Origin of the sequence: Pectobacterium brasiliense, from assembly GCF_013449685.1 — a bacterium.
Lineage (GTDB): Bacteria > Pseudomonadota > Gammaproteobacteria > Enterobacterales > Enterobacteriaceae > Pectobacterium > Pectobacterium brasiliense_A.
This window is the reverse complement of the sequence record NZ_JACDSF010000039.1, coordinates 12,385-34,776: the sequence shown is the minus strand read 5'-3', so window position 1 is coordinate 34,776 and position 22,392 is coordinate 12,385. Positions and strand designations below refer to the sequence as shown.

At 50.5% G+C, this 22,392-nt stretch carries 16 protein-coding genes; 6 read left to right on the top strand and 10 right to left on the bottom strand.

Annotation, left to right across the window (positions count from 1 at the left end; translation table 11 throughout):
- Positions 1–8 precede the first annotated feature (8 nt).
- Both H0248_RS15355 and H0248_RS15350 read right to left on the bottom strand, forming a co-directional pair.
- Entirely contained in the window at positions 9–1,118 is a 1,110-nt protein-coding gene (locus H0248_RS15355; protein ID WP_180786557.1) for a DUF917 domain-containing protein, read from the bottom strand.
- Positions 1,119–1,155: 37 nt separating this feature from the next.
- Entirely contained in the window at positions 1,156–2,460 is a 1,305-nt protein-coding gene (locus H0248_RS15350; RefSeq protein ID WP_180786556.1) for a cytosine permease, read from the bottom strand.
- A gap of 275 nt (positions 2,461–2,735) precedes the next feature.
- Here H0248_RS15350 and H0248_RS15345 point away from each other — a divergent pair, with 275 nt between their 5' ends.
- Positions 2,736–3,677 carry a LysR family transcriptional regulator gene (locus H0248_RS15345; protein ID WP_180786555.1) on the top strand — a complete coding sequence of 314 codons (942 nt, stop codon included), beginning with the start codon at positions 2,736–2,738 and terminating at the stop codon, positions 3,675–3,677.
- Here the strand turns inward: H0248_RS15345 and H0248_RS15340 are convergent.
- The 6 genes from H0248_RS15340 to lrp all read right to left on the bottom strand — a co-directional run bounded on the left by H0248_RS15340 (position 3,663) and on the right by lrp (position 12,842).
- A complete protein-coding gene (locus tag H0248_RS15340) occupies positions 3,663–4,817 on the bottom strand; it encodes an MFS transporter (RefSeq protein ID WP_180786597.1) in 1,155 nt (384 codons plus the stop codon). The genes H0248_RS15345 and H0248_RS15340 overlap by 15 nt on opposite strands.
- Before the next feature lie 319 nt (positions 4,818–5,136).
- Positions 5,137–6,432, bottom strand: a complete 1,296-nt coding sequence (gene serS / locus H0248_RS15335) for a serine--tRNA ligase (protein WP_180786554.1) — start codon at positions 6,430–6,432, stop codon at positions 5,137–5,139.
- Between the two features lie 103 nt (positions 6,433–6,535).
- Positions 6,536–7,879, bottom strand: a complete 1,344-nt coding sequence (locus H0248_RS15330; protein ID WP_180786596.1) for a replication-associated recombination protein A — start codon at positions 7,877–7,879, stop codon at positions 6,536–6,538.
- 7 nt (positions 7,880–7,886) lie between these two features.
- A complete protein-coding gene (gene lolA, locus H0248_RS15325) occupies positions 7,887–8,498 on the bottom strand; it encodes an outer membrane lipoprotein chaperone LolA (RefSeq protein ID WP_102116253.1) in 612 nt (203 codons plus the stop codon).
- A gap of 246 nt (positions 8,499–8,744) precedes the next feature.
- Positions 8,745–12,233, bottom strand: a complete 3,489-nt coding sequence (locus tag H0248_RS15320) for a DNA translocase FtsK 4TM domain-containing protein (RefSeq protein WP_180786553.1) — start codon at positions 12,231–12,233, stop codon at positions 8,745–8,747.
- 114 nt (positions 12,234–12,347) lie between these two features.
- Positions 12,348–12,842: a leucine-responsive transcriptional regulator Lrp gene (gene lrp / locus H0248_RS15315; RefSeq protein WP_010277211.1), complete on the bottom strand. Its 495-nt coding sequence runs from the start codon at positions 12,840–12,842 to the stop codon at positions 12,348–12,350.
- Between the two features lie 584 nt (positions 12,843–13,426).
- On the opposite strand from lrp, the gene trxB reads away from it, so the two are divergent.
- From trxB to infA, 5 genes are all read left to right on the top strand, one after another.
- Positions 13,427–14,389 (top strand): thioredoxin-disulfide reductase, encoded by a 963-nt coding sequence (trxB, locus tag H0248_RS15310; protein WP_010277214.1) that lies wholly within the window; start codon positions 13,427–13,429, stop codon positions 14,387–14,389.
- A 237-nt stretch (positions 14,390–14,626) separates the two neighbouring features.
- Positions 14,627–16,393 (top strand): heme ABC transporter permease/ATP-binding protein CydD, encoded by a 1,767-nt coding sequence (gene cydD / locus H0248_RS15305; RefSeq protein WP_180786552.1) that lies wholly within the window; start codon positions 14,627–14,629, stop codon positions 16,391–16,393.
- Complete coding sequence (cydC, locus tag H0248_RS15300; RefSeq protein ID WP_180786551.1) at positions 16,393–18,132, top strand: heme ABC transporter ATP-binding protein/permease CydC; 1,740 nt, start codon at positions 16,393–16,395, stop codon at positions 18,130–18,132. The genes cydD and cydC overlap by 1 nt, the downstream gene beginning before the upstream one ends.
- Positions 18,133–18,166: 34 nt before the next feature.
- Positions 18,167–18,871 carry a leucyl/phenylalanyl-tRNA--protein transferase gene (aat, locus tag H0248_RS15295; protein WP_180786550.1) on the top strand — a complete coding sequence of 235 codons (705 nt, stop codon included), beginning with the start codon at positions 18,167–18,169 and terminating at the stop codon, positions 18,869–18,871.
- A 112-nt stretch (positions 18,872–18,983) separates the two neighbouring features.
- Positions 18,984–19,202, top strand: coding sequence for a translation initiation factor IF-1 (gene infA, locus H0248_RS15290; protein WP_002211347.1), 219 nt, complete (start codon positions 18,984–18,986; stop codon positions 19,200–19,202).
- A 180-nt stretch (positions 19,203–19,382) separates the two neighbouring features.
- Here infA and clpA read toward each other — a convergent pair whose 3' ends face one another.
- The gene (clpA, locus tag H0248_RS15285; protein WP_180786549.1) at positions 19,383–21,656 is read right to left on the bottom strand and encodes an ATP-dependent Clp protease ATP-binding subunit ClpA; all 2,274 of its coding nucleotides are present in this window, start codon (positions 21,654–21,656) and stop codon (positions 19,383–19,385) included.
- A 29-nt stretch (positions 21,657–21,685) separates the two neighbouring features.
- Complete coding sequence (gene clpS / locus H0248_RS15280; protein WP_005967385.1) at positions 21,686–22,006, bottom strand: ATP-dependent Clp protease adapter ClpS; 321 nt, start codon at positions 22,004–22,006, stop codon at positions 21,686–21,688.
- Between the last annotated feature and the right edge of the window lie 386 nt (positions 22,007–22,392).

Below are 22,392 nucleotides of genomic sequence, written 5' to 3'. Positions count from 1 at the left end.
GGAAAGCCTCAGCGATTCGCAAGCCGTTCTATCGGTACATACTGCACCGGATAACCGAAATACTCCGGCCCCGCAACGTCAATCCCTTTTGGCGTTCGCCACTTGTCATTGCACGGATAGGCAATCACATCAACTCGCTGCCCATAACGTAAATGTTCCGTGATGATCGGACGTCCGGTTTCACTATCTACTATGGAGATTAAATCAGGCACAACGGCCAGCAGATTATCCTGCGTAGGTTCTGTTGTCTGTGAAGAACGATAAGCCAGCAGGAGCTCATTCTGGAAAAGCACCGTAAACGATTCGCCTTTGTCGCTTCCCATGCCATCCAGCACGACTTTGCCCCGAGCAAAACCGCCCGTTGTGCGCCGTGCTACATCAACAATTTTGCCAGAAGCAACAATATGACCATTCAAGACCGTCAGTAGGGACTGTACCGGATGACTGCCTGACTGATGAGCCTGACGCAGTGTTCTCCCGATATCCTGCGCCAGCGTTAGCGTACCTTTGATAGCGCTACGCTTAAGTTGGCTACCACGTAAGGGGTAATCGCACATCGCGCAGGCGGCTCCCATTTGTTCCGAGATCATTCTGGCTAAACGTTCAGACCACATACCGTCAATAGGATTTAAGGTAACAGTGTTTCCCTTTTCATCGGCTAACGTATTGGGTGCAGAGGGTAAACCATCGAGAAAAAAGGTCACCATCTGCGCTTCGGGGAAAGCTCTCCCCATCGCGTCACAGTCGATAACAGGTAGCCCTTTTGCAGCCGCAACGACAAACGGCATTAGCGAATTGATACCGCCAATTTCGATGGGAAAGGTCGCCGTAATAGGTCGCTCAAGCGCCTTTTCCATCGCGTCAAATGCACGCACGAATTGGCTCGCTGACATGATCTTTTCTACAACAACCGTCGTTGCACCGATCATGCTGCAAGGAACAAATATATCGTCATCTTTAATTTCATCTAAACTGAATATAGGTACCTTATCCGCATTTTTTAATGCGTGTTTTGCCATTAAAGAACCTACATACGGATCACCGCCGCCTCCTGTACCGAGAACAGCGGCCCCTAGTGCTATATCATCAATTGTTTGTGCATTAATATAACGAGACATACCCTACCCAAGATCTCGTGTTATCTGTGTAACACGATCAATCTGCCAATTGAGGAAAAATTTTATGTATGCCGATATACATCGCCATACTGACAATTACGCCATCCAGGGCAGAGATCGAGCTTATCGTAAATAAATCGAAAAAATCGGGGGAGGTCAACAGGCTCACAATACTACCGAGTGACCAAGATATAGCCGCCGCCATATTTAAGAATGATGCCTCTGATACATTTTTCTGCAAACGAGAGGACTTAATAAAATAATATTCGACGAGATAGACACCTGCGATAGGAGAAATCAGTACCCCGAGTAGTGACAAAAATTGAGTAAAGTTATTAATCATGCCGTTGTAGGCTAACAGCAAACCGACAATAGCCATTAGCACAACTAATACTGGCCGAGATAGCGTACGAATAACAACAGATAGCCCCAATGATGCAGAGACTAGGTTGGTACTATTGGTCGTCCATTGTGCAAAAATAAGTACCACAATCGCAGACATACCCAAACCGATACTGAAGAAAACTTCAACGAGATCCTCTGTACCAACCAGATGAGTAAGAATGAGTGCAACTACTATCGTTGAGCTATTGCCTAAAAAGAATCCTAAACCAGCGCCGAGAAGCGCATCTTTGCGTGTTTTGGCATAGCGGGCAATATCTGGTGACATCACGGCAGAGACTATCCAGATAGAAACAACGTAAGAGATAGCACTTCCCATGCTAATTGGTGCTTTAATTATCGGAATTGGTATTTCGGGATGATTACTTGCGGCTAAAACTAAACCTGTAATTATCAATATCAGCATTAATGGCACGCTGAATATACTCAGTTTGCCCAAGGCCCTGACACCCCAAATAGCGGTAGAGGTCATCAACACCATACCGAAGACCAAAATAGGGAAACGTCCAGGTTCTAATTGATAATGTAGCAATGCTTTTTGCAGCATTACGCCAAAAAAATCGAGTTGAAAAGCAAACCAGCCAATCAATGATACAGCAGAGAAAATGCCAATTATCTTTCCACCAAAACGCCCAAAAACGGAGATACTGAGTAGCGTTGTTGATAATCCGCATCCATAGCCGACATTAGCACATAATGCTGCCAACACACCTAAAAAGGCAGAACCGATAAGCGTGGCACTAACTGCCTGAGAAAAAGGTAACCCGCCACTTAAGAAAGCACCAAGAAATAGGCCTGAAATGTCAATTCCCATTGCCAGCCATATTAAAGCGATAACGTACCAGCTTTTTCTGGCTTCAGCAGGAACACGTTCGTATTCGTAATCATAAATTTGCCGTCCCTGTTGTTCTTTTTCAGGTACAGCATTCCCTTGAGACATAACCCCTCCATTAAATAAGCAACAAATAATTATTGTATCATTGTGATATTTTATAGAGGTTGCCTGGCGGCGTATAGAACAATGGTGTCGTCAGCAAGCTAACAACACCATTATGCTTTATGAGAGACCCTGATGTGACGCATAAAACCACGGTTTTTTGTGGCGACCACATCAGTGATGTGGCGTAACAATAAGATAAATGGGTTTCATATCGATTAATACAGATATATTTTGATGTTAACATTCAGATATGTGATGTATGCGAAGGACATGCTATGCGCCTAGATAAACTGGAGATTCGCTGGTTAAAGCTTTTTTGTAAAATTGTTGAAAAACAAGGCATTACTAACGCACAAACCGCCACAGGCTTAAGCCAGCCCGTGTTGAGTCACTATCTGTCTCGTCTGGAAGATACGCTCGGGCTAGTCTTGTGCGAACGTGGCCGTGGAGGATTTGCTCTCACAACCGAAGGTGAGGTCGTCTATCAGGAAGCTAAATCGGTTATTGCCACACTGGATGACTTTGCAAATCGATTAGCAAGGATCAAGCATCAGCTCATTGGTGAAGCTCGTATTGGCTGTTTGGATAACACGGTCACTCACCCTGCTAAAGTTATCTCCAACGCGATTGGGAAACTGTATGTCCAAAGCCCTGACGTTGCCGTTGAGCTGGAAATCGGTGATTACACTCCGCTGATGGAACGTTTGAAAAATGGACATATCGACATTGTTCTGAGCGTTTTACCGGATGATGTCCCACCAGACATCTATTTTCAGCCTGTTTTTGTTGAAAAAAGCTATTTTTATTCCACATCGGGAAATGCGGCAAGAATAGAAAAAGAATGGCGTGACGGAACGCTTAACCCGAACAGATTGCTCATTGGCGGTCATGCATTACACGAGATTAGTAAACAGTTAGGCCCGGTAGCAAAGAAAGGCTTGCAAAATACCGCATGGAACGTAGAGGGCAGTTTACTGCTCTTATTGGCTGGCACACATATTGGTTTTCTTCCCGATCACTATGCCGCCAAATGGGTTGAGAATGGGCAACTCACAGCAATTTCACCGGAAAAACTCATGCTAACCAGCATATTTTATCTGGTGCGAAACGCGAAACAGCGCCTTAGCCCAGTGGCCGAAGCGCTGTGGAATAACATGGTAGAAGCTGGGCAAAGTTCGCTGGCCAGCCTCGATGCCGTTAGCTCAAGCAGCAGCTAATGGCGTTGGGTGGTGATCAGCCTTTCTGAGCAACATCATCAGGTAGATCATGGCAACAACCGCGATCAGCACAAACAGCAATCGATCGGAGTAGCTCTGCATCAATACCGCAGCAACGCTTGGTCCGCACAGGCTGCCAAGCGTATAGCTGAGGAGCAACGCCTGATTCATCGCGACCAGTTCGTCAGGGCGCACTTTTTCACATGCCCAAGACATAGCAACGGGATACAGCGTAAACCCTGCGCACCCCAGCAGGAACAGCGATGGTGCCATGGCATAGTGGCTAATGCTTAACATAGCAATACAGCCAATAATCACCACAAAGACTAATACCCGCAGAACCAGCAATCGGCCATAACGATCGGCCATACGTCCAACAGGCCATTGCCCAATAATCCCGGAGCTGATCAGCAGCGCCATCCAGTATCCAACCTGCGCATCATTCATTCCCTGATGGGAGAGATATAGCGGCATCAGACCATACAGCGATCCTAAAATTGCACCGGAAATAATACAGCCGTGTACGCCTAAACGAGCACTGCGGTACGTCAGCATTTTCCACATGTTGACATGTTTTTCTTGCTGCTCTGGCGGCGTAGGGAGACGAGTAAACAGCAGCGGTAATACCGCCAAAATAACTAACGCGACCATCCACGGCAGCACGTTCAGCAATGCGCTCGGCAATATACCAAGCAGGAGCTGTCCCACTACGCTGCCTAGGTAATAAGCAATCATATAGGCAGCCAGCAGTTGCCCTCTCTGCATCGGTGTTCCGCTACATAGTAAAGCGCTTTCAACCACGACCCAGATTAGTGCACAGCCGATTCCGGCAAGGAAACGCCAGAACAACCAACTGCTGATATCCGCAGAAATACCGAGGCCAACGATCGCGATACCAAATAATAAAGCCGCGAAATAATAGCTACGGTTAAATCCATAAAGTTTGATTAACTTACCGGCTAATAACGTACCAACTAGATTGCCGCCGAAGTAGGATGACCCAACAAGGCCAACCTGCCAGACAGGAAGAGATTGATAACTCAGCCACAGTGGTACCAAAGTATTTAATACCGCAATACAAACCGTCAGCAGCAAAAGTCCGCAGAGCAATAACAGCACTGGGCGGGAATAAGCAGACATAGCGAAGTGGATAACCAAACAACCGGAGAAGAGTGAGCGCATCATGCCACTGCATATATAAAAGTCAATCTAGGCAAAAAGTGCTAAAAGTCCTTTCCCAAATTATGGATTGAAAGAATTCATCAACATCTACAGCAAGGACGTCACGCTTAAAAACAGAAAGAAGCTACTCTACTGATTTTAAATCAGTTTTAGCTTTAAAGTTAAGTCGCTCGGGTTGTTTAAGATAGATAAGCTATTTTTACGATGAAAAAATATTACCGAACAGGAAGCGTAAAAAAGCGCCTTTAAACAGGCGCTTTTTTCAGGTCATCGAAGATTAGCCAATAAATTCCAGTCCGCCCATATACGGACGCAACACTTCTGGAACTTCAATACGGCCATCAGCCTGCTGGTAGTTTTCCAGAACGGCGACCAATGTACGACCGACTGCCAGACCAGAACCGTTCAGCGTATGCACCAGTCGAGTCTTCTTGTCGGACTTGCTACGGCAGCGAGCCTGCATACGACGCGCCTGAAAATCCCACATGTTTGAGCAAGAGGAGATTTCGCGGTACGTATCCTGCGCAGGCAGCCAGACTTCCAGATCGTAAGTTTTGGTGGAGCCAAAGCCCATATCACCCGTACACAGCAAGACCTTACGATACGGTAATTTCAGCAGTTGCAGCACGGTTTCAGCGTGAGTCGTCAATTCTTCCAGCGCCTGCATGGAATCTTCAGGACGGACGATTTGTACCAGTTCAACCTTGTCAAACTGGTGCATACGAATCAACCCACGCGTATCACGACCATACGAACCCGCTTCTGAACGGAAGCACGGCGTGTGTGCAGTCATTTTCAACGGTAAGGATTCTTCATCCAGAATTTCGTCACGCACCAGATTGGTCAACGGAACTTCGGCCGTCGGGATCAATGCGTACTGGCTGCTATCTGCTTCTTCGCTTAACGGATTGGTGTGAAACAAATCTTCACCAAACTTAGGCAATTGGCCTGTACCGTATAGCGTGGCATGGTTGACCAGATACGGAACATACGCTTCCTGATAGCCATGCTGCTGTGTGTGCAAATCCAGCATGAACTGGGCAAGCGCACGGTGCAGACGGGCAATCTGTCCTTTCATCACGACAAAACGCGCACCGGTTAATTTTACTGCAGCGGCAAAATCCAGCCCAGCAGCCATCTCTCCGAGTTCAACATGATCGCGTACGGGGAAATCGTACTTGCGTGGCTCACCCCAGCGAGCCACTTCCTGGTTCTGCGTGTCGTCCTTTCCAAGCGGCACAGAGTCGTCCGGCAGGTTCGGGATCGTTAACGCCAGATCGCGAATTTCATTCTGCAACTGATCCAGCTCGGCTTTCGCGGCATCCAGTTTTTCGCCTAATGTGTTAACTTCACGACGCAAAGGCTCGATATCTTCACCGCGTGCTTTCGCTGCACCAATCTCTTTCGATCGGGAGTTACGCTCTGCCTGCAGGTTTTCAGTTTCTACCTGCAATACTTTACGACGTTCTTCCTGCTTACGCAGGGTCTCAACATCCAGCTTAAAGCCTCTGCGAGCCAGTAACTTTTCGGCGACTGCGTCTAGCTCATTGCGCAGTAAATTGGGATCGAGCATGCTAATCCTGTGCTTATGATTATCAAATGAAATGGTGGCGTACACGGCGCGCTACGCGGCCGGTTTCAGAAAATACCGCAATAACCTTACCGCAACGCTTAGTTCAACGGTAGCGTTTTGTCGGGCTATTTTGATCCTGAGTGGCAAGCCAGGCGAGCTTTTCACCAATTTTGCCCTCAAGGCCGCGTGGGGTTGGCGCGTAATAGTGCGTATCGGCCATTTCCGGCGGAAAATAGCTCTCGCCAGCGGCATAGGCATTAGGTTCATTGTGTGCGTACCGATACTCTGCGCCGAGCCCCATTTCTTTCATCAACCGAGTAGGCGCATTGCGCAAATGCTCGGGAACATCATAGTCTGGCTTCTCGCGCGCATCCTGCATCGCGGCTTTAAATGCGCTATACACGGCGTTACTTTTAGGAGCGCAGGCCAGATAAACAATCGCCTGAGCAATGGCGCGCTCCCCTTCTGCGGGGCCGATACGAGTGAAGCAATCCCAGGCGGAGATAGCCACCTGCATCGCACGCGGGTCGGCGTTGCCAACATCCTCCGATGCAATTGCCAACAGCCGTCGGGCAACATACAGCGGGTCGCCACCGGCGGTAATGATTCTGGCGTACCAATAAAGCGCCGCGTCCGGCGAGGAGCCTCTTACCGATTTATGCAACGCCGAAATCAGGTCGTAATAGCGGTCGCCTTTGTTATCAAAGCGAGCACTACGCTCACCAGCGATTTCGTTGAGAAGTGCAGGCGTCAGAACACGCATGCCCTGCGCGCCGATTTCCGCCATGTCGGCCATCATTTCCAGACTATTCAGCGCACGTCTGGCATCGCCGTTGACCAATTCAGCCAGCATTCGCGCAGTTTCGGCAGGCAGAACAATATTCTGTCCGCCGTACCCACGCTCGCTATCGCTCATTGCCTGCTGCAAGACCTGCTCGATATCTTCCGCCGTCAGCGCTTTTAGCAAATAGACGCGGGCGCGAGATAACAACGCGGAATTGAGTTCGAAAGAGGGGTTTTCGGTTGTCGCACCAATGAAGGTGATCGTTCCATCTTCGATATGTGGCAGAAATGCATCCTGCTGACTTTTGTTGAAACGATGGACTTCATCGACAAACAAAATAGTGCGACGCCCCGCATTGCGATTTTGTCGAGCACGCTCAATCGCTTCACGAATTTCTTTGATGCCGGACGTCACGGCAGAAATACGTTCAACATCCGCCTGCCCGTAATGCCCAATCAGTTCTGCCAGCGTGGTTTTTCCCGTTCCTGGCGGCCCCCAGAGAATCATTGAGTGCAACTGCCCTGCCTCAATAGCTCGTGGCAGAGGCTTACCAGCTCCTAACAGGTGCTGTTGACCGATATACTGTGCCAACGTCGCGGGCCGCATACGCGCGGCCAGCGGTTGGAATTCATTATGGGAAAAATCAAGGGACAGATTGCTCACTCTGGCCTCACTGACGCTGGTCATCCAGCGTGACGCCTTTCGGCGGTGTGAACGTGAATTGTGCGGCATCAACAGCGCCGTTTTGCTGATTTTTCAGCACATAAGTGCTCCGCTGACCGTCTTGTTCCGTCGCGGTAAACTGTTTGATTGTGCCGCTTGTCGTCACATTAATCGCAAACTGCTTCAGATTACCGCTCGCTGACTTCGGCGTAAGTTCAAAATCATCACCTTTCTGGCGCACATCGTATTTATTCCAGTCGCTGGTGTCGTTACGCGTGATCAGAATAAACGGCGTATTGCCTGTTGCATCTTTAAGCCAGGTTGCCGTGACTTGTTCAACAAACGGATTGTAGAACCAAAGCGTTTTGCCATCAGAAATCAACGCACTTTCGTCAGGTGATGTGGTTTTCCAGTTAAATAGGTTAGGACGTTTCAACCACAGTTCGCCTTCCCCTTCCTGTACCGCTGCGCCGTCAGCGCTGGTGACTTTCTGGCTGAAATTGGCGTGGAAACTGCTGACTTTATTGAGGCGACCCTGCAAATCTTTTGCCGCATCCGCATAGACAGCGGTTGAGGTAACACCTGCAATCAGGCAACTGATAGCTAACCACTTTTTCATACGCATAATCCTTTGAATTTCTTGATATAACGAACCTTCATCTATCGAGGTCAGACGCTTTACATAGCGCCTATGTTCTTTACAGATCGGTGTTATTCGTCGAGCTACATTATCTATAGATCTATGTTATCTGAACCCAGTCGAACGGTGATAGGTGAATTATCTGCTTATTGCTGCTTTTACGCTTCTTTGCATAAGGGCTGCTTAAGCAGCCCTTAGTAGATGACGTCAATCAATACTGCATTTTCATTCCATCGATGGCGGTGCCAATACCTCACGGTTACCATTGTGTCCTGGAGCGCTGACAATACCCTGCGCCTCCATTTGTTCAACAATTCGCGCAGCGCGGTTATAGCCGATTCTGAACTGACGCTGTACGCCAGAGATTGATGCCCGACGCTTATCGACCACAAACTCTACAGCCTGATCGAACAGCGGATCGAGTTCTTCATCGCCATCAAGACCGAGGCTTCCGCCTTCAGCATCATCGCCACCGCTGACAATATTATCGATATATTGAGGGCGACCGCGCGCTTTCCAGTCCTGAACGACAGCGTGAACTTCCTCATCACGCACAAAAGCGCCATGAACACGGACAGGTATCGAGGAGTTAGGTGCCATATACAGCATATCCCCCATCCCTAATAGCGACTCTGCGCCCGCTTGATCGAGGATTGTGCGTGAGTCGATCTTACTGGAAACGGTAAACGCGATACGCGTCGGAATGTTCGCTTTGATCAATCCGGTGATAACATCAACCGAAGGACGCTGCGTCGCCAGCACCAAGTGAATCCCCGCTGCACGCGCTTTTTGCGCCAGTCGGGCAATCAGTTCTTCCACTTTCTTACCCACTGCCATCATCAGGTCAGCAAATTCATCCACCATAACAACAATATACGGCAGTTTTTCCAGCACTGGCGGCGTCATATCCATGCTGTCACTTGGCTTCCAGAACGGATCGGGGATCGGTCGCCCCATCGCATTTGCCGTCATCACCCGTTCGTTGTATCCCGCCAGATTACGCACGCCAAGCGCCGACATCAGCTTGTAGCGACGTTCCATTTCACCGACACACCAGCGCAGCGCATTAGCCGCATCCTTCATGTCAGTGACAACTTCCGTCAGCAAATGCGGAATGCCTTCGTACACCGAGAGTTCCAGCATTTTCGGATCGATCATGATAAAGCGTACGTCTTCCGGCGTGGCTTTATACAACATACTGATGATCATGGCGTTGACGCCGACCGATTTACCCGACCCCGTTGTACCCGCAACCAGCAGGTGTGGCATTTTCGCTAAATCTGCAACGACAGGTTTGCCCGCAATATCTTTACCTAACACAATCGACAACGGCGATGGATTATCACGGAACTGATCGCAATCCAGCACTTCTCGCAGATAAACCGTTTGGCGATGCGCATTAGGCAACTCCAGCCCGACATAAGGTCGGCCGGGAATAACCTCAACAATACGCACCGCGACAACTGACAGTGAACGCGCTAAATCGCGCGACAGATTCGAGATACGTGCCGCTTTAACACCCGGTGCCAGATCCAATTCAAACCGTGTGATCACCGGTCCAGGAGAATGATCGACCACATCGGCTTTTACTCGGAAATCAGCCAGACGCGCTTCAATCAGTCGCGCCGTCTGTTCCAGTGCAAAATTATCAACAGGCGCTTCACTAGCCGGCGGTGGCGTCAACAAATCCAACGTTGGCAGCGGCGTAGTCGGCTTCTGCAGCGGTTGTTCATTACGCATCAGGAACGGGTGAATCAAGCCATCCATTGCCGGATGATGCGTTGGTGTTGCGACCGTTTCCTGTTTCGCCACCTCAACAGGTGCTGATGTTGGTTGCGCTGGCTGACTAAACATCAACCGGTTGTGCTCATCCTCATCGTCCTCATTTTCACCAGCATGCATCGGCGGAAGCTCAGGTTCAGAACGGTAAGATGGCGGTGTATACATGGACTCACTGAACGGAGTCGGTTCAGGCTCACGCTCATTCTCCGCGCTAAACGGCGAGAATGAAAAAGCGTTATGCGATGTGACAGGATTTGGCTGAACCGGTGCACTGACCACAGGCGGGGCTATCGGATGAGGGATTTCCTCATCGCGCTGCAATACGCTGGCATCATAACGCGACTGCTGCTGTGCCGCGAAATCTCTGGCTAGCTGCGCTTGCAGAAGCGCGTCTTCATCGTCTTCCTGTAACGGGTATTCCTCTCCGTAACGCTGGCGTTGCTGATCCAGATACGCTTGCTGCAATGCGGCTTCCTGCTGGGCGATATCATCCGGTGTCTCTTCTTGATACACGTCATTCGCCATTTCCGCTTCTTCGCCACCCTTTTGCGCCTGCAGCCTTGCTTGCTCTTCAGCTAGCCGCTGCGACGGCAGTTTGATTCCGTATGATGCCAGCTCGCGGCGAGTGGGGATACGTACAGGATTAGGACGCGGCAGTTCAGGTCCTACGCCGCGTTTAATCTGCGGGTTATCATCCCCATCGGCACTGAACGCCGGCATAAAGGTGTTATTCGCGTCGAAATCCGTATCGCGTGCCGGTTGTGGCGGCTCAGCAAACGGTTGAGCCACAGGTGCCGGAACAACCGGTGGGACGGCACTCTCTTCGTAACTCTTTCCGTAAGGTGTATACGCACTGCTATGGCGTTCAGGCGAGCTTGCGATCTCTGGCATTGCCGCTGGCGTTTCAGGGATTTCAAACGAATACAGCGGCGGATTTAGCGACGGCGTCGAATCAATCGCAGATGGCGTAACAGGCGGCACAATGCCAGCCGATGAAGCAGAGAATGCAGATCCTGGTAATGCTGAATCAGACACTGCCACATCAGACAATCTTGATCCTGCCACCGGCGTTTCAGCGGAGAGAGCCGGTGGTGTCGCTATTGGTCCGTTCTCAGCTAACAGTGATGGCACGTCTATCTTATTGTCTGCCGTCGTGTCGTTTACTGCATCAGCCACGGGAGGCGCAGAAAACAGGACGTCATCGTCATCACGCTGTTGTGTTACGGTCTCACCCGACGCCTCATCGTGACGCAGATTAAGCGCATCGCGCTCATCCTCTTCACGATCGTGTTCTTCGCGGTAGTCCTCGTCGCGGCGTGAACGGTTTGACATAAACGTCAAACAACCCAAAACACCCGCGCCAATTTTTTCAGCAATCGTTAACCATGACCAGCCGGTAAACAGTGTTAACCCTGCCCCCCACACGCACAGCAGAATCAGCGTTGCGCCCATACTGTTGAAACGTGGAAGCATTGAGCTGCTCAACAGGCTTCCCAACACACCACCGGAAGCAAAATAGTAGAGATCGTCAATATTCAACGCAGCCAAACCGCAAGAGGTCAGGATCAGCGCCAATGTCCCAATCAGGCGAAGTGAAAAGGTAAAGTAGTCAATAGTCTGGTTGTTATCACGCTGGCGGAAAGCAACCCAGCACAGGGATAACATAATCGGTGGAATAGCGTAGGCCAGCACACCAAAAATGAAGAACAGCGTATCCGCTAGCCATGCACCTGCTACACCACCAAGGTTGTGAATCGGTTCATGCCATGCAGTCTGTGACCAACTGGGGTCGGAGGGGCTGAAACTGAGTAGTGCGACACAAAGATAAACCGCAAAAAGTGCCACAACGATTAAAATCGCTTCAAGCAAACGACGTGTTCCACTGAGCTTTTTCAGGGTAACGTCTTTATCTTCTGTATATTCCTGGCTCAAGAGTCTCTCCAGGGGCCTGTAAGGTTTATGACAAAGCGCCGAGAAAACCCGGCGCTGGAACTGTATAAATTCACAGGAGTGTAGCTGAATTTATCGGGTTTTGCACCCACACGTTTATCGCGTCTTAATAACCAGACGGTTGCTTTGCTTCACTTCTTCCATCACCACGTAGGTACGGGTGTCGTTTACGCCCGGCAAACGCAGCAGCGTTTCACCCAGGAGCTTACGGTAAGCGGACATGTCTGGCACACGCGTTTTCAACAGGTAGTCAAAATCACCAGAAACCAGATGACATTCCTGAATTTCTTCCAGTTTTTGCACCGCAGCATTGAACTGTTCAAATACATCAGGCGCGCCGCGGTTTAGCGTTATTTCAACAAAAACCAGCAGTGATGCATCCAGATAATGTGGGTTTAGCAGCGCTGTGTAGCCGTTAATGAAGCCCTGTCTTTCCAGACGACGTACACGTTCCAGACAAGGCGTTGGTGACAGCCCAACACGTTTGGAAAGCTCGACATTGGAAATACGTCCATCTTTTTGCAATTCGTTCAGGATGTTACGATCAATACGATCGAGATCTTTGCCTGGCCGTTTTTTAGTGTCTACCATTATTATTGTCTCTCTTCACTTTTCCCTGCACCCGCTTTACTCCGATAGACCTCATGTATCAGAGCTACCCCTAAAGAAGACACGCTGCCTATTTTGTATATCAACAGTCATTAACTTCTCGTTCTCGCTCCACGTATTGCTCACCCGCGAAAAGACCATCACGTCATATCCGTGGCCCAAAGGCCTACTACCTGCGCAAAAACGAATAAAAAGCCGAGCTTTTAACTGTTCACATACAAAAAATTTCCTCTTACCTAGATGTTTTCGCAAATGCACAGCCGATTGTCAAAGTAAAACAACGAAAATCAGAAGAAACTGCCAGATTGGATAAGCCAGAGCCATTATCCGAGGTGACTTCAATCATTTTACTTATTAATGTGGCTGATTTTTCAGCGATTTGTCATCTTCATCGTCATTAACGATTAAACAAATAGCCAGCAACTTTTCTGCATACTTTTTTTACTCTTGTAATTTCCTTACAATCATTCGCATTGTCCGTGGTAGAGACTGTTCGTAGTAAGGAAGCGGGTTTGTTGTAGAAACCGTTATATGAACATGATCCGCCGTCATGAAATGAGGAAAGCATGGGTACTGTTAAACATCACAAGTTATTGATTCTGGGTTCAGGCCCGGCTGGCTACACTGCCGCTGTTTATGCTGCACGGGCGAATTTACAGCCAGTATTAATCACGGGTATGGAAAAAGGCGGTCAGTTGACGACCACGACCGAAGTAGAAAATTGGCCGGGTGATGCCGATGATTTAACTGGCCCGCTGTTGATGGAGCGTATGCATGCACACGCGACCAAATTCAATACCGAAGTGATCTTCGATCATATTGAACGTGTTGATTTACAGAACCGTCCCTTCCGTTTATTCGGCGATAGCGCCGAGTACACCTGTGACGCGCTGATCATTGCCACCGGGGCATCGGCTCGTTATCTCGGCCTGCCGTCTGAAGATGCGTTTAAAGGCAAAGGGGTTTCTGCCTGCGCAACCTGTGACGGGTTCTTCTACCGTAACCAGAAAGTCGCCGTCGTTGGCGGCGGGAATACAGCAGTAGAAGAAGCCTTATATTTGTCTAACATCGCTGCGGAAGTGCATTTGATCCACCGTCGCGAGACGTTCCGTTCAGAGAAAATTCTGATCGACCGCCTGATGGACAAAGTTAAAAACGGCAACATCATCCTGCATACCAACCGTACGCTGGACGAAGTGCTGGGCGATGACATGGGTGTAACCGGTGTCCGTATCCGCGATACGCAGAGCGATGCCGCAGAAGAACTGGAGCTGGCTGGCGTGTTTATCGCTATCGGCCATAGTCCGAATACCGCAGTATTCGGCGGTCAGTTGGAACTGGAAAACGGTTATATCAAAGTGCAGTCCGGTATTCACGGCAACGCGACACAGACCAGCATTCCTGGCGTCTTTGCCGCAGGTGACGTCATGGATCACATCTACCGTCAGGCCATTACCTCCGCGGGTACCGGCTGTATGGCGGCACTGGATGCTGAACGCTACCTTGACGGGCTGACAGTCAACAAGTAATTCGCTGCTGATAACGGAGCGGCAACAGCCGTTCCGTTTTCTTTATCTCTGGTTTGCCTTCCGCAACACAAAATTGATCGCCTCACCCATTTCCCCTCTCCTTTTCGTTTGCAGCGCGTCCCTGTCGCGGTAACATGGCGTCATTCTGCGTGATAGAAGATAATTTTGTTAACTAACAGTTACATGAGAGTTATTTTCTGTTAAGTCCATTTCTGCAATATAACGAACTGGTGCCTGATGAAAAAAACCAGACAGCAAGAACTGACCGCCTGGCTGAAACAACAGAGTAAGCTGGCGCAACGTTGGCTACGAATTTCACTCCTGCTTGGGTTCCTGAGCGGTGCGTTAATCGTGGCGCAAGCCTGGCTGTTAGCGACGCTACTTCATGCCTTGATCATTGAGCATGCGACTCGCGAATCGTTGCTCTCCCCTTTCCTGCTGCTGATTGCCACCTTTATTCTGCGCGCGCTCAACAGTGTGTTACGTGAACGTGTTGGTTTTCTTTGCGGACAAGCCGTTCGACAGCAAATTCGTAAGCAGGTACTGGATCGATTGCAACAGCTTGGCCCTGCCTGGGTACAGGGCAAACCCGCCGGCAGTTGGGCAACGATGATTCTTGAGCAAGTTGATGATATGCAGGATTATTACGCCCGCTACCTGCCGCAGATGTATCTTGCGGCGCTGATCCCACTGCTTATCTTAATCACGATCTTCCCGCTAAACTGGGCTGCTGGCCTGATTTTGTTTCTCACTGCCCCGCTCATCCCGCTTTTTATGGCGCTGGTTGGCATGGGCGCGGCGGATGCCAACCGACGTAACTTTCTGGCGCTGGCACGCCTGAGCGGACACTTCCTCGATCGCCTACGTGGGATGGAAACGCTACGTCTGTTCCATCGTGGTAAAGCTGAAACCGAACAAATTCGTCATGCTTCCGAAGATTTCCGTAGTCGCACGATGGAAGTGCTACGCATGGCGTTTCTCTCCTCGGGCGTACTGGAGTTTTTCGCTTCCATTTCGATTGCCGTTGTCGCCGTTTATTTCGGTTTCTCTTATCTCGGAGAGCTGGATTTTGGTCATTACGGCATGGGTGTGACGCTCTTCGCAGGCTTTCTCGTATTGATTCTAGCACCGGAATTCTTTCAGCCTTTACGCGATTTGGGCACCTTCTATCATGCCAAGGCTCAGGCTATCGGGGCAGCAGAATCACTGGTGACTTTTTTGTCAGAGGAAGGCGAAACCATCGGCGTTGGCACACACGAATTCAGCAGCAATACCGCCATTGCTATCCGAGCGGAAGATCTGGTTGTCCTCGCGCCGAATGGCACACCGCTGACCCAACCGTTGACGTTCGATATTCGCGCAGGTGAACGTATCGCGCTGGTCGGCCTCAGCGGAGCCGGGAAAAGCTCACTGCTTAATGTACTGCTGGGATTCCTACCCTATCGCGGTTCACTCACCGTCAACGGTCAGGCATTGAACACGCTGACGCCTGAATCATGGCGTAAACAGTTAAGCTGGGTCGGACAAAATCCCCACTTGCCGGAACAGACGCTACGCAGCAATATTCTGCTAGGTAATCCGCAGGCCAGTCCTTTGGAATTGCAATATGCGATTGAACACGCGTATGTACAGGAATTTTTACCGCAGCTCCTACAGGGGCTGGAAACGACCATAGGTGACGGTGCAGCGCGCCTCTCCGTCGGACAGGCACAGCGCATCGCCGTTGCCCGTGCGCTCATTCATCCTTGCAACTTACTGCTGTTGGATGAACCGTCAGCCAGCCTGGATGCCCATAGTGAGGAGTTGGTTATGACGGCGCTGAACGACGCGGCATGTTCACAGACCACGTTGCTGGTCACACATCAGCTCACCGAGATCGCCGAGTATGACACGATCTGGGTCATGGACGGCGGTCGGTTAGTTCAACAGGGTGACTATCAAACACTCCGAGCCGAAGCAGGTCCCTTCGCGACACTGCTGGCACAACGACAGGAGGCGCTGTAATGGCTCAGATGAAAACGATGCAGGTATTAAAACCGTTTCTCGCGCTTTATCGTCAGCACTTCTGGTATTTGAGTCTGGGCGTGGTATTGGCCATTGCAACGCTGCTGGCCAGCATTGGTCTACTCGCGCTATCCGGCTGGTTCTTGGCGGGTGCTGCGCTGGCAGGGATCGTCGGGCTGCTCACCTTTAACTATATGCTGCCCGCCGCTGGCGTGCGGGGCGCAGCGATTGCACGTACGGCCGGACGTTACGGGGAAAGAGTCGTCAGCCACGATGCCACCTTCCGCGTTTTGTTGCGCTTACGTGTTTTCACCTTTTCTCGCATTCTGCCGCTCTCTCCGGGGGGACTGGCACAATTTCGTCAGGCTGAACTGCTAAACCGGCTCGTAGCGGACGTCGATACGCTCGACCACCTCTATCTCCGCGTGATTTCACCCATCGTCAGCGCTTTTGCCGTTATTCTTATCGTTTGCTATGGCCTGAGTTTCATTGATGCCTCACTGGCTCTGACGCTGGGTACCATCATGCTGGTACTGCTGCTGTGCCTGCCTATTGTCTTTTATCGGGCGGGAAACGGCATCGGACAGGATTTGACCGCGCTGCGCGCACAATACCGCCTTCAGTTAACGACCTGGCTGCAAGGTCAGGCAGAACTCACCGTCTTTGGCGCACTCAGTCGCGTCCGTCAACAGTTGGCTCTAGTGGAAATTAACTGGCTACGCCGACAACGTCAGCAGGCCAACCTTACCGGTCTGTCTCAGGCAGTGATGATTTTATGCAGCGGGCTGACCGTTACCCTGATTCTGTGGCTGGCAGCGGATGGGGTTGGCGGTAATCCACAGCCCGGTGCGTTGATTGCACTATTCGTGTTCGCCTCACTTGCTGCTTTTGAAGCACTGGCTCCCGTCACGGTGGCCTTCCAGCATATGGGGCAAGTGATTGCCTCCGCCGCTCGAGTCGATCAAATCATTCGCCAGCCCGTTGACGTCACGTTCCCTGAGCATGGGCCAGAAACCTCACGCGAGGCGTCACTTGATGTCTCACATGTCGGTTTCACGTATCCCGGCCAGCCACAGCCCGTGTTGCAGAATATTACGCTTTCTATTCAACCGGGCGAGCATCTGGCGCTGCTGGGGCGTACCGGATGCGGGAAATCGACGCTATTGCAATTGCTGACTCGGGCATGGAATTGTGAATACGGAGAAATTACGCTGAATGGATATCCCCTTGCCGATTGGCGGGAAGACGATCTCCGCGCCATGATGAGCGTGGTGCCGCAACGCGTGCATATTTTCAGCGCAACGCTGCGTGATAACCTGCTGCTAGCCGCACCAGCCGCACGGGATGAAAAACTGGCTGAGGTCTTACAGCAGGTTGGGTTAGAAAAACTGCTAGAAAACGAAGGGCTGAATGCCTGGCTAGGAGAAGGCGGTAGACAACTGTCCGGTGGCGAGCAGCGCCGTATCGCGTTGGCACGTGCCTTATTGCACGACGCACCGCTTGTTCTCTTGGATGAACCGACTGAAGGGTTGGATGCAGAAACTGAAAAGCGTATTCTGCAACTGCTCCGTCGGCACTGTGCCGATAAAACGCTGATCGTCATCACTCACCGGCTATATGGTTTAGAATCGATGGATCGCATCTGTATTCTGGACGATGGCAAAGTGATCGAACAGGGGAGCCATCAGGACTTAATGGCACAACAAGGTCGTTATTGGCAGTTCCGCCAACACGTTTAGGGAAAACTCAGTTGAAACATAACGTTTGAAAAACATGCGTCTATACCAACTTTCGCTTCAATCGCTTCAGTTCCCTGATCCGAATCATGCGCTAGATGACCCCAACGGCCTGCTGGCCGTTGGCGGCGACCTCTCCGTTGCCCGCCTAAAAGCCGCTTACCGACAGGGCATTTTCCCCTGGTTCTCTCCCGGTGAGCCGATCTTATGGTGGTCTCCAAACCCGCGCGCGGTCCTGTTTCCTGGCGACTTGCATATCAGCCGCAGCATGAAAAAATTTCTGAAGCGCCATACGTTTCATGCCACGCTGAATCAGGCCTTTGATGATGTTATTCACGCCTGCGCCCATGAGCACCATGATGGCACCTGGATTACGCCGGACATTATCTCGGCTTATCGCCAGCTTCATCAGGCAGGAGAAGCACATTCTGTCGAAGTGTGGCAGAATGGCGCACTGGTTGGTGGGCTATATGGTATTAAGCAAGGACGATTATTTTGTGGCGAGTCGATGTTCAGCCGTATGGATAATGCGTCAAAATACGCGCTGCTGGCATTTCAACAGCATTTTATTCGTCACGGTGGTGAACTGATCGATTGTCAGGTGTTAAACGCCCATACGGCTTCTCTGGGCGTGAGTGAAATACCCCGCGATCGCTTTCTGCAACAACTTTCGCAGTGGCAGGATCTCACCGTCGATGACAGCTGTTGGCGACCACAACCGCTCGCCGAACCCGCAATTTGACAGAGAAATCGGGCAAATAACGCCCCAAACGTGAACGCTTCTTTACATAATGTCGGTTTTTCGGCATTATCTTGCGGTTAAAAAATAAAGGTAGTTAGACCTAGAGGATTCGATGGCCAAAGAAGACAATATTGAAATGCAAGGCACCGTGCTTGATACGCTGCCCAACACCATGTTCCGCGTTGAATTGGAAAACGGGCACGTGGTTACCGCTCATATCTCCGGTAAAATGCGTAAAAACTATATCCGCATCCTGACGGGTGACAAAGTCACTGTAGAATTAACCCCGTACGACCTGAGTAAAGGCCGCATTGTCTTCCGCAGCCGCTAACCGGTTCGCTCATCGCTAATCACAGCGATATATGAGGATGTGTCTCCCTCTCCAGCCCTTCCCTTCATGGCAAGGGCTTTTGTTTTTTTAAACAGTTTTGGGGAGATAGACTATTCAATACGGGCCAATAACGTAAAAAGGGATGCCTCAGCATCCCTCTTAGATAACACACGATATTGATTAATTAACGCTTTCTGCTTTTCGTTTCTGTGCGCTCTGGAAGCCGTACGTCAGTTGTTGCGTCTCTTTATCCAGTTCCACCGTAACAGAGCCACCGTCCACCAGCGAACCAAACAGCAGCTCGTTGGCCAGCGGCTTCTTCAGGCTTTCCTGCATCAGGCGTGCCATTGGTCGGGCACCCATCGCCTTGTCGTAGCCTTTCTCTGCCAGCCAGTCGCGCGCTTCATCGCTCACTTCCAGCGATACGCCTTTCGCATCCAACTGCGCCTGAAGCTCTACGATAAACTTATCGACAACCTGCTGAATGACGTCAGTCGACAGATGGTTGAACCAGATAATGCCATCCAGACGGTTGCGGAACTCAGGCGTAAACACCTTCTTAATCTCCTCCATCGCATCCGTGCTGTTGTCCTGATGGATGATACCGATGGATTTACGCTGTGTTTCCCGCACGCCTGCGTTGGTGGTCATGACGACAATGACATTGCGGAAATCCGCTTTACGACCGTTGTTGTCCGTCAGCGTACCGTTATCCATCACCTGCAACAGCAGGTTAAAGACGTCCGGATGCGCTTTTTCGATTTCATCCAACAGCAGCACCGCATGAGGATGCTTGATCACCGCATCCGTCAGCAGGCCGCCCTGATCGTAGCCCACATAACCCGGAGGCGCACCAATCAAACGGCTAACAGTATGGCGCTCCATGTATTCAGACATATCAAAGCGCAGCAGTTCGATATCCAGCGCTTTGGCCAGCTGTAACGTCACTTCCGTCTTACCGACGCCGGTAGGACCGGCAAACAGGAAGGAACCAACCGGTTTACGCTCCTGCCCCAACCCTGCACGACTCATCTTGATCGACTCAGACAACGCTTCGATTGCCTTGTCCTGCCCAAACACCAGCATTTTCAGGCGATCGCTGAGGTTTTTCAGCACATCACGATCGCTAGCAGAGACGGTTTTTTCTGGAATACGAGCAATACGAGCGACAACCGATTCGATGTCACTCACGTTGACCGTTTTCTTGCGCTTGCTGACAGGCATCAGACGACTGCGTGCACCCGCCTCATCGATCACATCGATGGCTTTATCTGGTAAATGACGGTCATTGATATATTTCACGGCCAGTTCTACCGCTGCGCGAACCGCTTTTGACGTATAGCGAACATCATGGTGAGCCTCATATTTCGGCTTCAGGCCATTAATGATTTGTACGGTTTCTTCTACGCTAGGTTCAGTGATATCGATTTTCTGGAAACGACGCGCCAGCGCCCGATCCTTTTCAAAGATATTGCTGAACTCCTGATAGGTGGTCGAGCCGATAACGCGAATCTTGCCGCTGGAAAGCAGCGGTTTAATCAGATTAGCCGCATCAACCTGACCGCCGGACGCTGCACCCGCGCCGATAATCGTGTGGATTTCATCAATGAACAGAATGCTGTTTTTATCCTGTTCCAACTGTTTCAGCAGCGCCTTGAAACGTTTTTCAAAGTCACCGCGGTATTTGGTGCCAGCCAGCAGCGCGCCGATGTCCAGCGAGTACAGCGTGCACTCCGCCATCACTTCCGGTACATCGCCCTGCACAATACGCCAGGCAAGTCCTTCAGCAATCGCCGTTTTACCGACACCAGATTCGCCGACCAGCAGCGGGTTATTTTTACGGCGACGGCACAATACCTGAATCGTACGCTCCAGTTCCTTATCCCGGCCAATGAGCGGATCGATACCGCCAACGCGAGCCAGTTGATTCAGATTGGTGGTGAAGTTTTCCATACGATCTTCCCCTCCTGCCTGTTCTTCATTGACGGGACTTTCAGGGTTCGGCGCCTGATCGGATTCTTCTTTGCGCGTGCCGTGGGAAATAAAGTTCACCACATCCAGACGACTGACATCATGCTTGCGCAGCAGGTAGGCAGCCTGAGATTCCTGTTCGCTAAAAATGGCGACCAAGACGTTGGCGCCGGACACTTCGCTACGGCCAGAGGACTGCACGTGGAAGACGGCACGCTGGAGTACGCGTTGGAAGCTAAGCGTGGGCTGAGTTTCGCGCTCGTCGTCACTCTGCGGTAATGTTGGTGTGGTTTGCTCAATGAACGCTTCCAGTTCCTGACGCAGCGCGGCTAAATCTACCGTGCAGGCTTCCAATGCTTCACGGGCGGCTGGGTTACTGAGCAGAGCCAACAGCAGATGTTCCACGGTCATAAACTCGTGTCGGTGCTCACGCGCTCTGGCGAAAGCCATGTTGAGACTGAGTTCCAGTTCTTGATTGAGCATAGGCACCTCTCCCAATAAATCGCCTGACTTCAGGCTTTTTCCAGCGTACAGAGCAACGGGTGCTCATTTTCTCTGGCATAACGATTAACTTGTACGACCTTGGTCTCAGCCACTTCAGCGCTGAATACGCCACAAATCGCTTTACCCTGGTAATGCACGGTTAACATAAGCTGTGTGGCACGTTCAATATCATAAGAAAAGAACTTTTGCAGAACGTCAATAACAAATTCCATCGGGGTGTAATCATCGTTATTCAACACCACGTTATACATGGAAGGCGGCTGCAATTTTTCTTTCTGTTTATCGGCGGTCAGGTTCTCAGATTGTGACCACGTACTGTTGTTTCCCATTCTCTATCCACATCATGTAACGAATATCGCAACTCACGACATTGGTCTGTTTATTCCTAATAGATCCGAGAAGCAGGAAGTAAGCGCCTGCGACTTGAAAGATGACGGGTATCTCTACATTTACAGTAGCACGTCTGCTTTTTATTTTACCACCTGAGGGATTAAATGGTTCCCGGAAAGCAAAATTCAAGGCCTGTAATCGATATCTTGGTGACACAACGCGATCGTGGGTTCATCAATAGCGTTATCTGCATCAAACTTTGACACACTGCCCTCCTCACCATGCGGTGGATCGCTTGACGCCGGGATCGATTTCACTAAAGTGTACGGATGAATTGATGGGGTTTTAATCAATTCGTATTCGTAGTAACCAAATAACCACACCT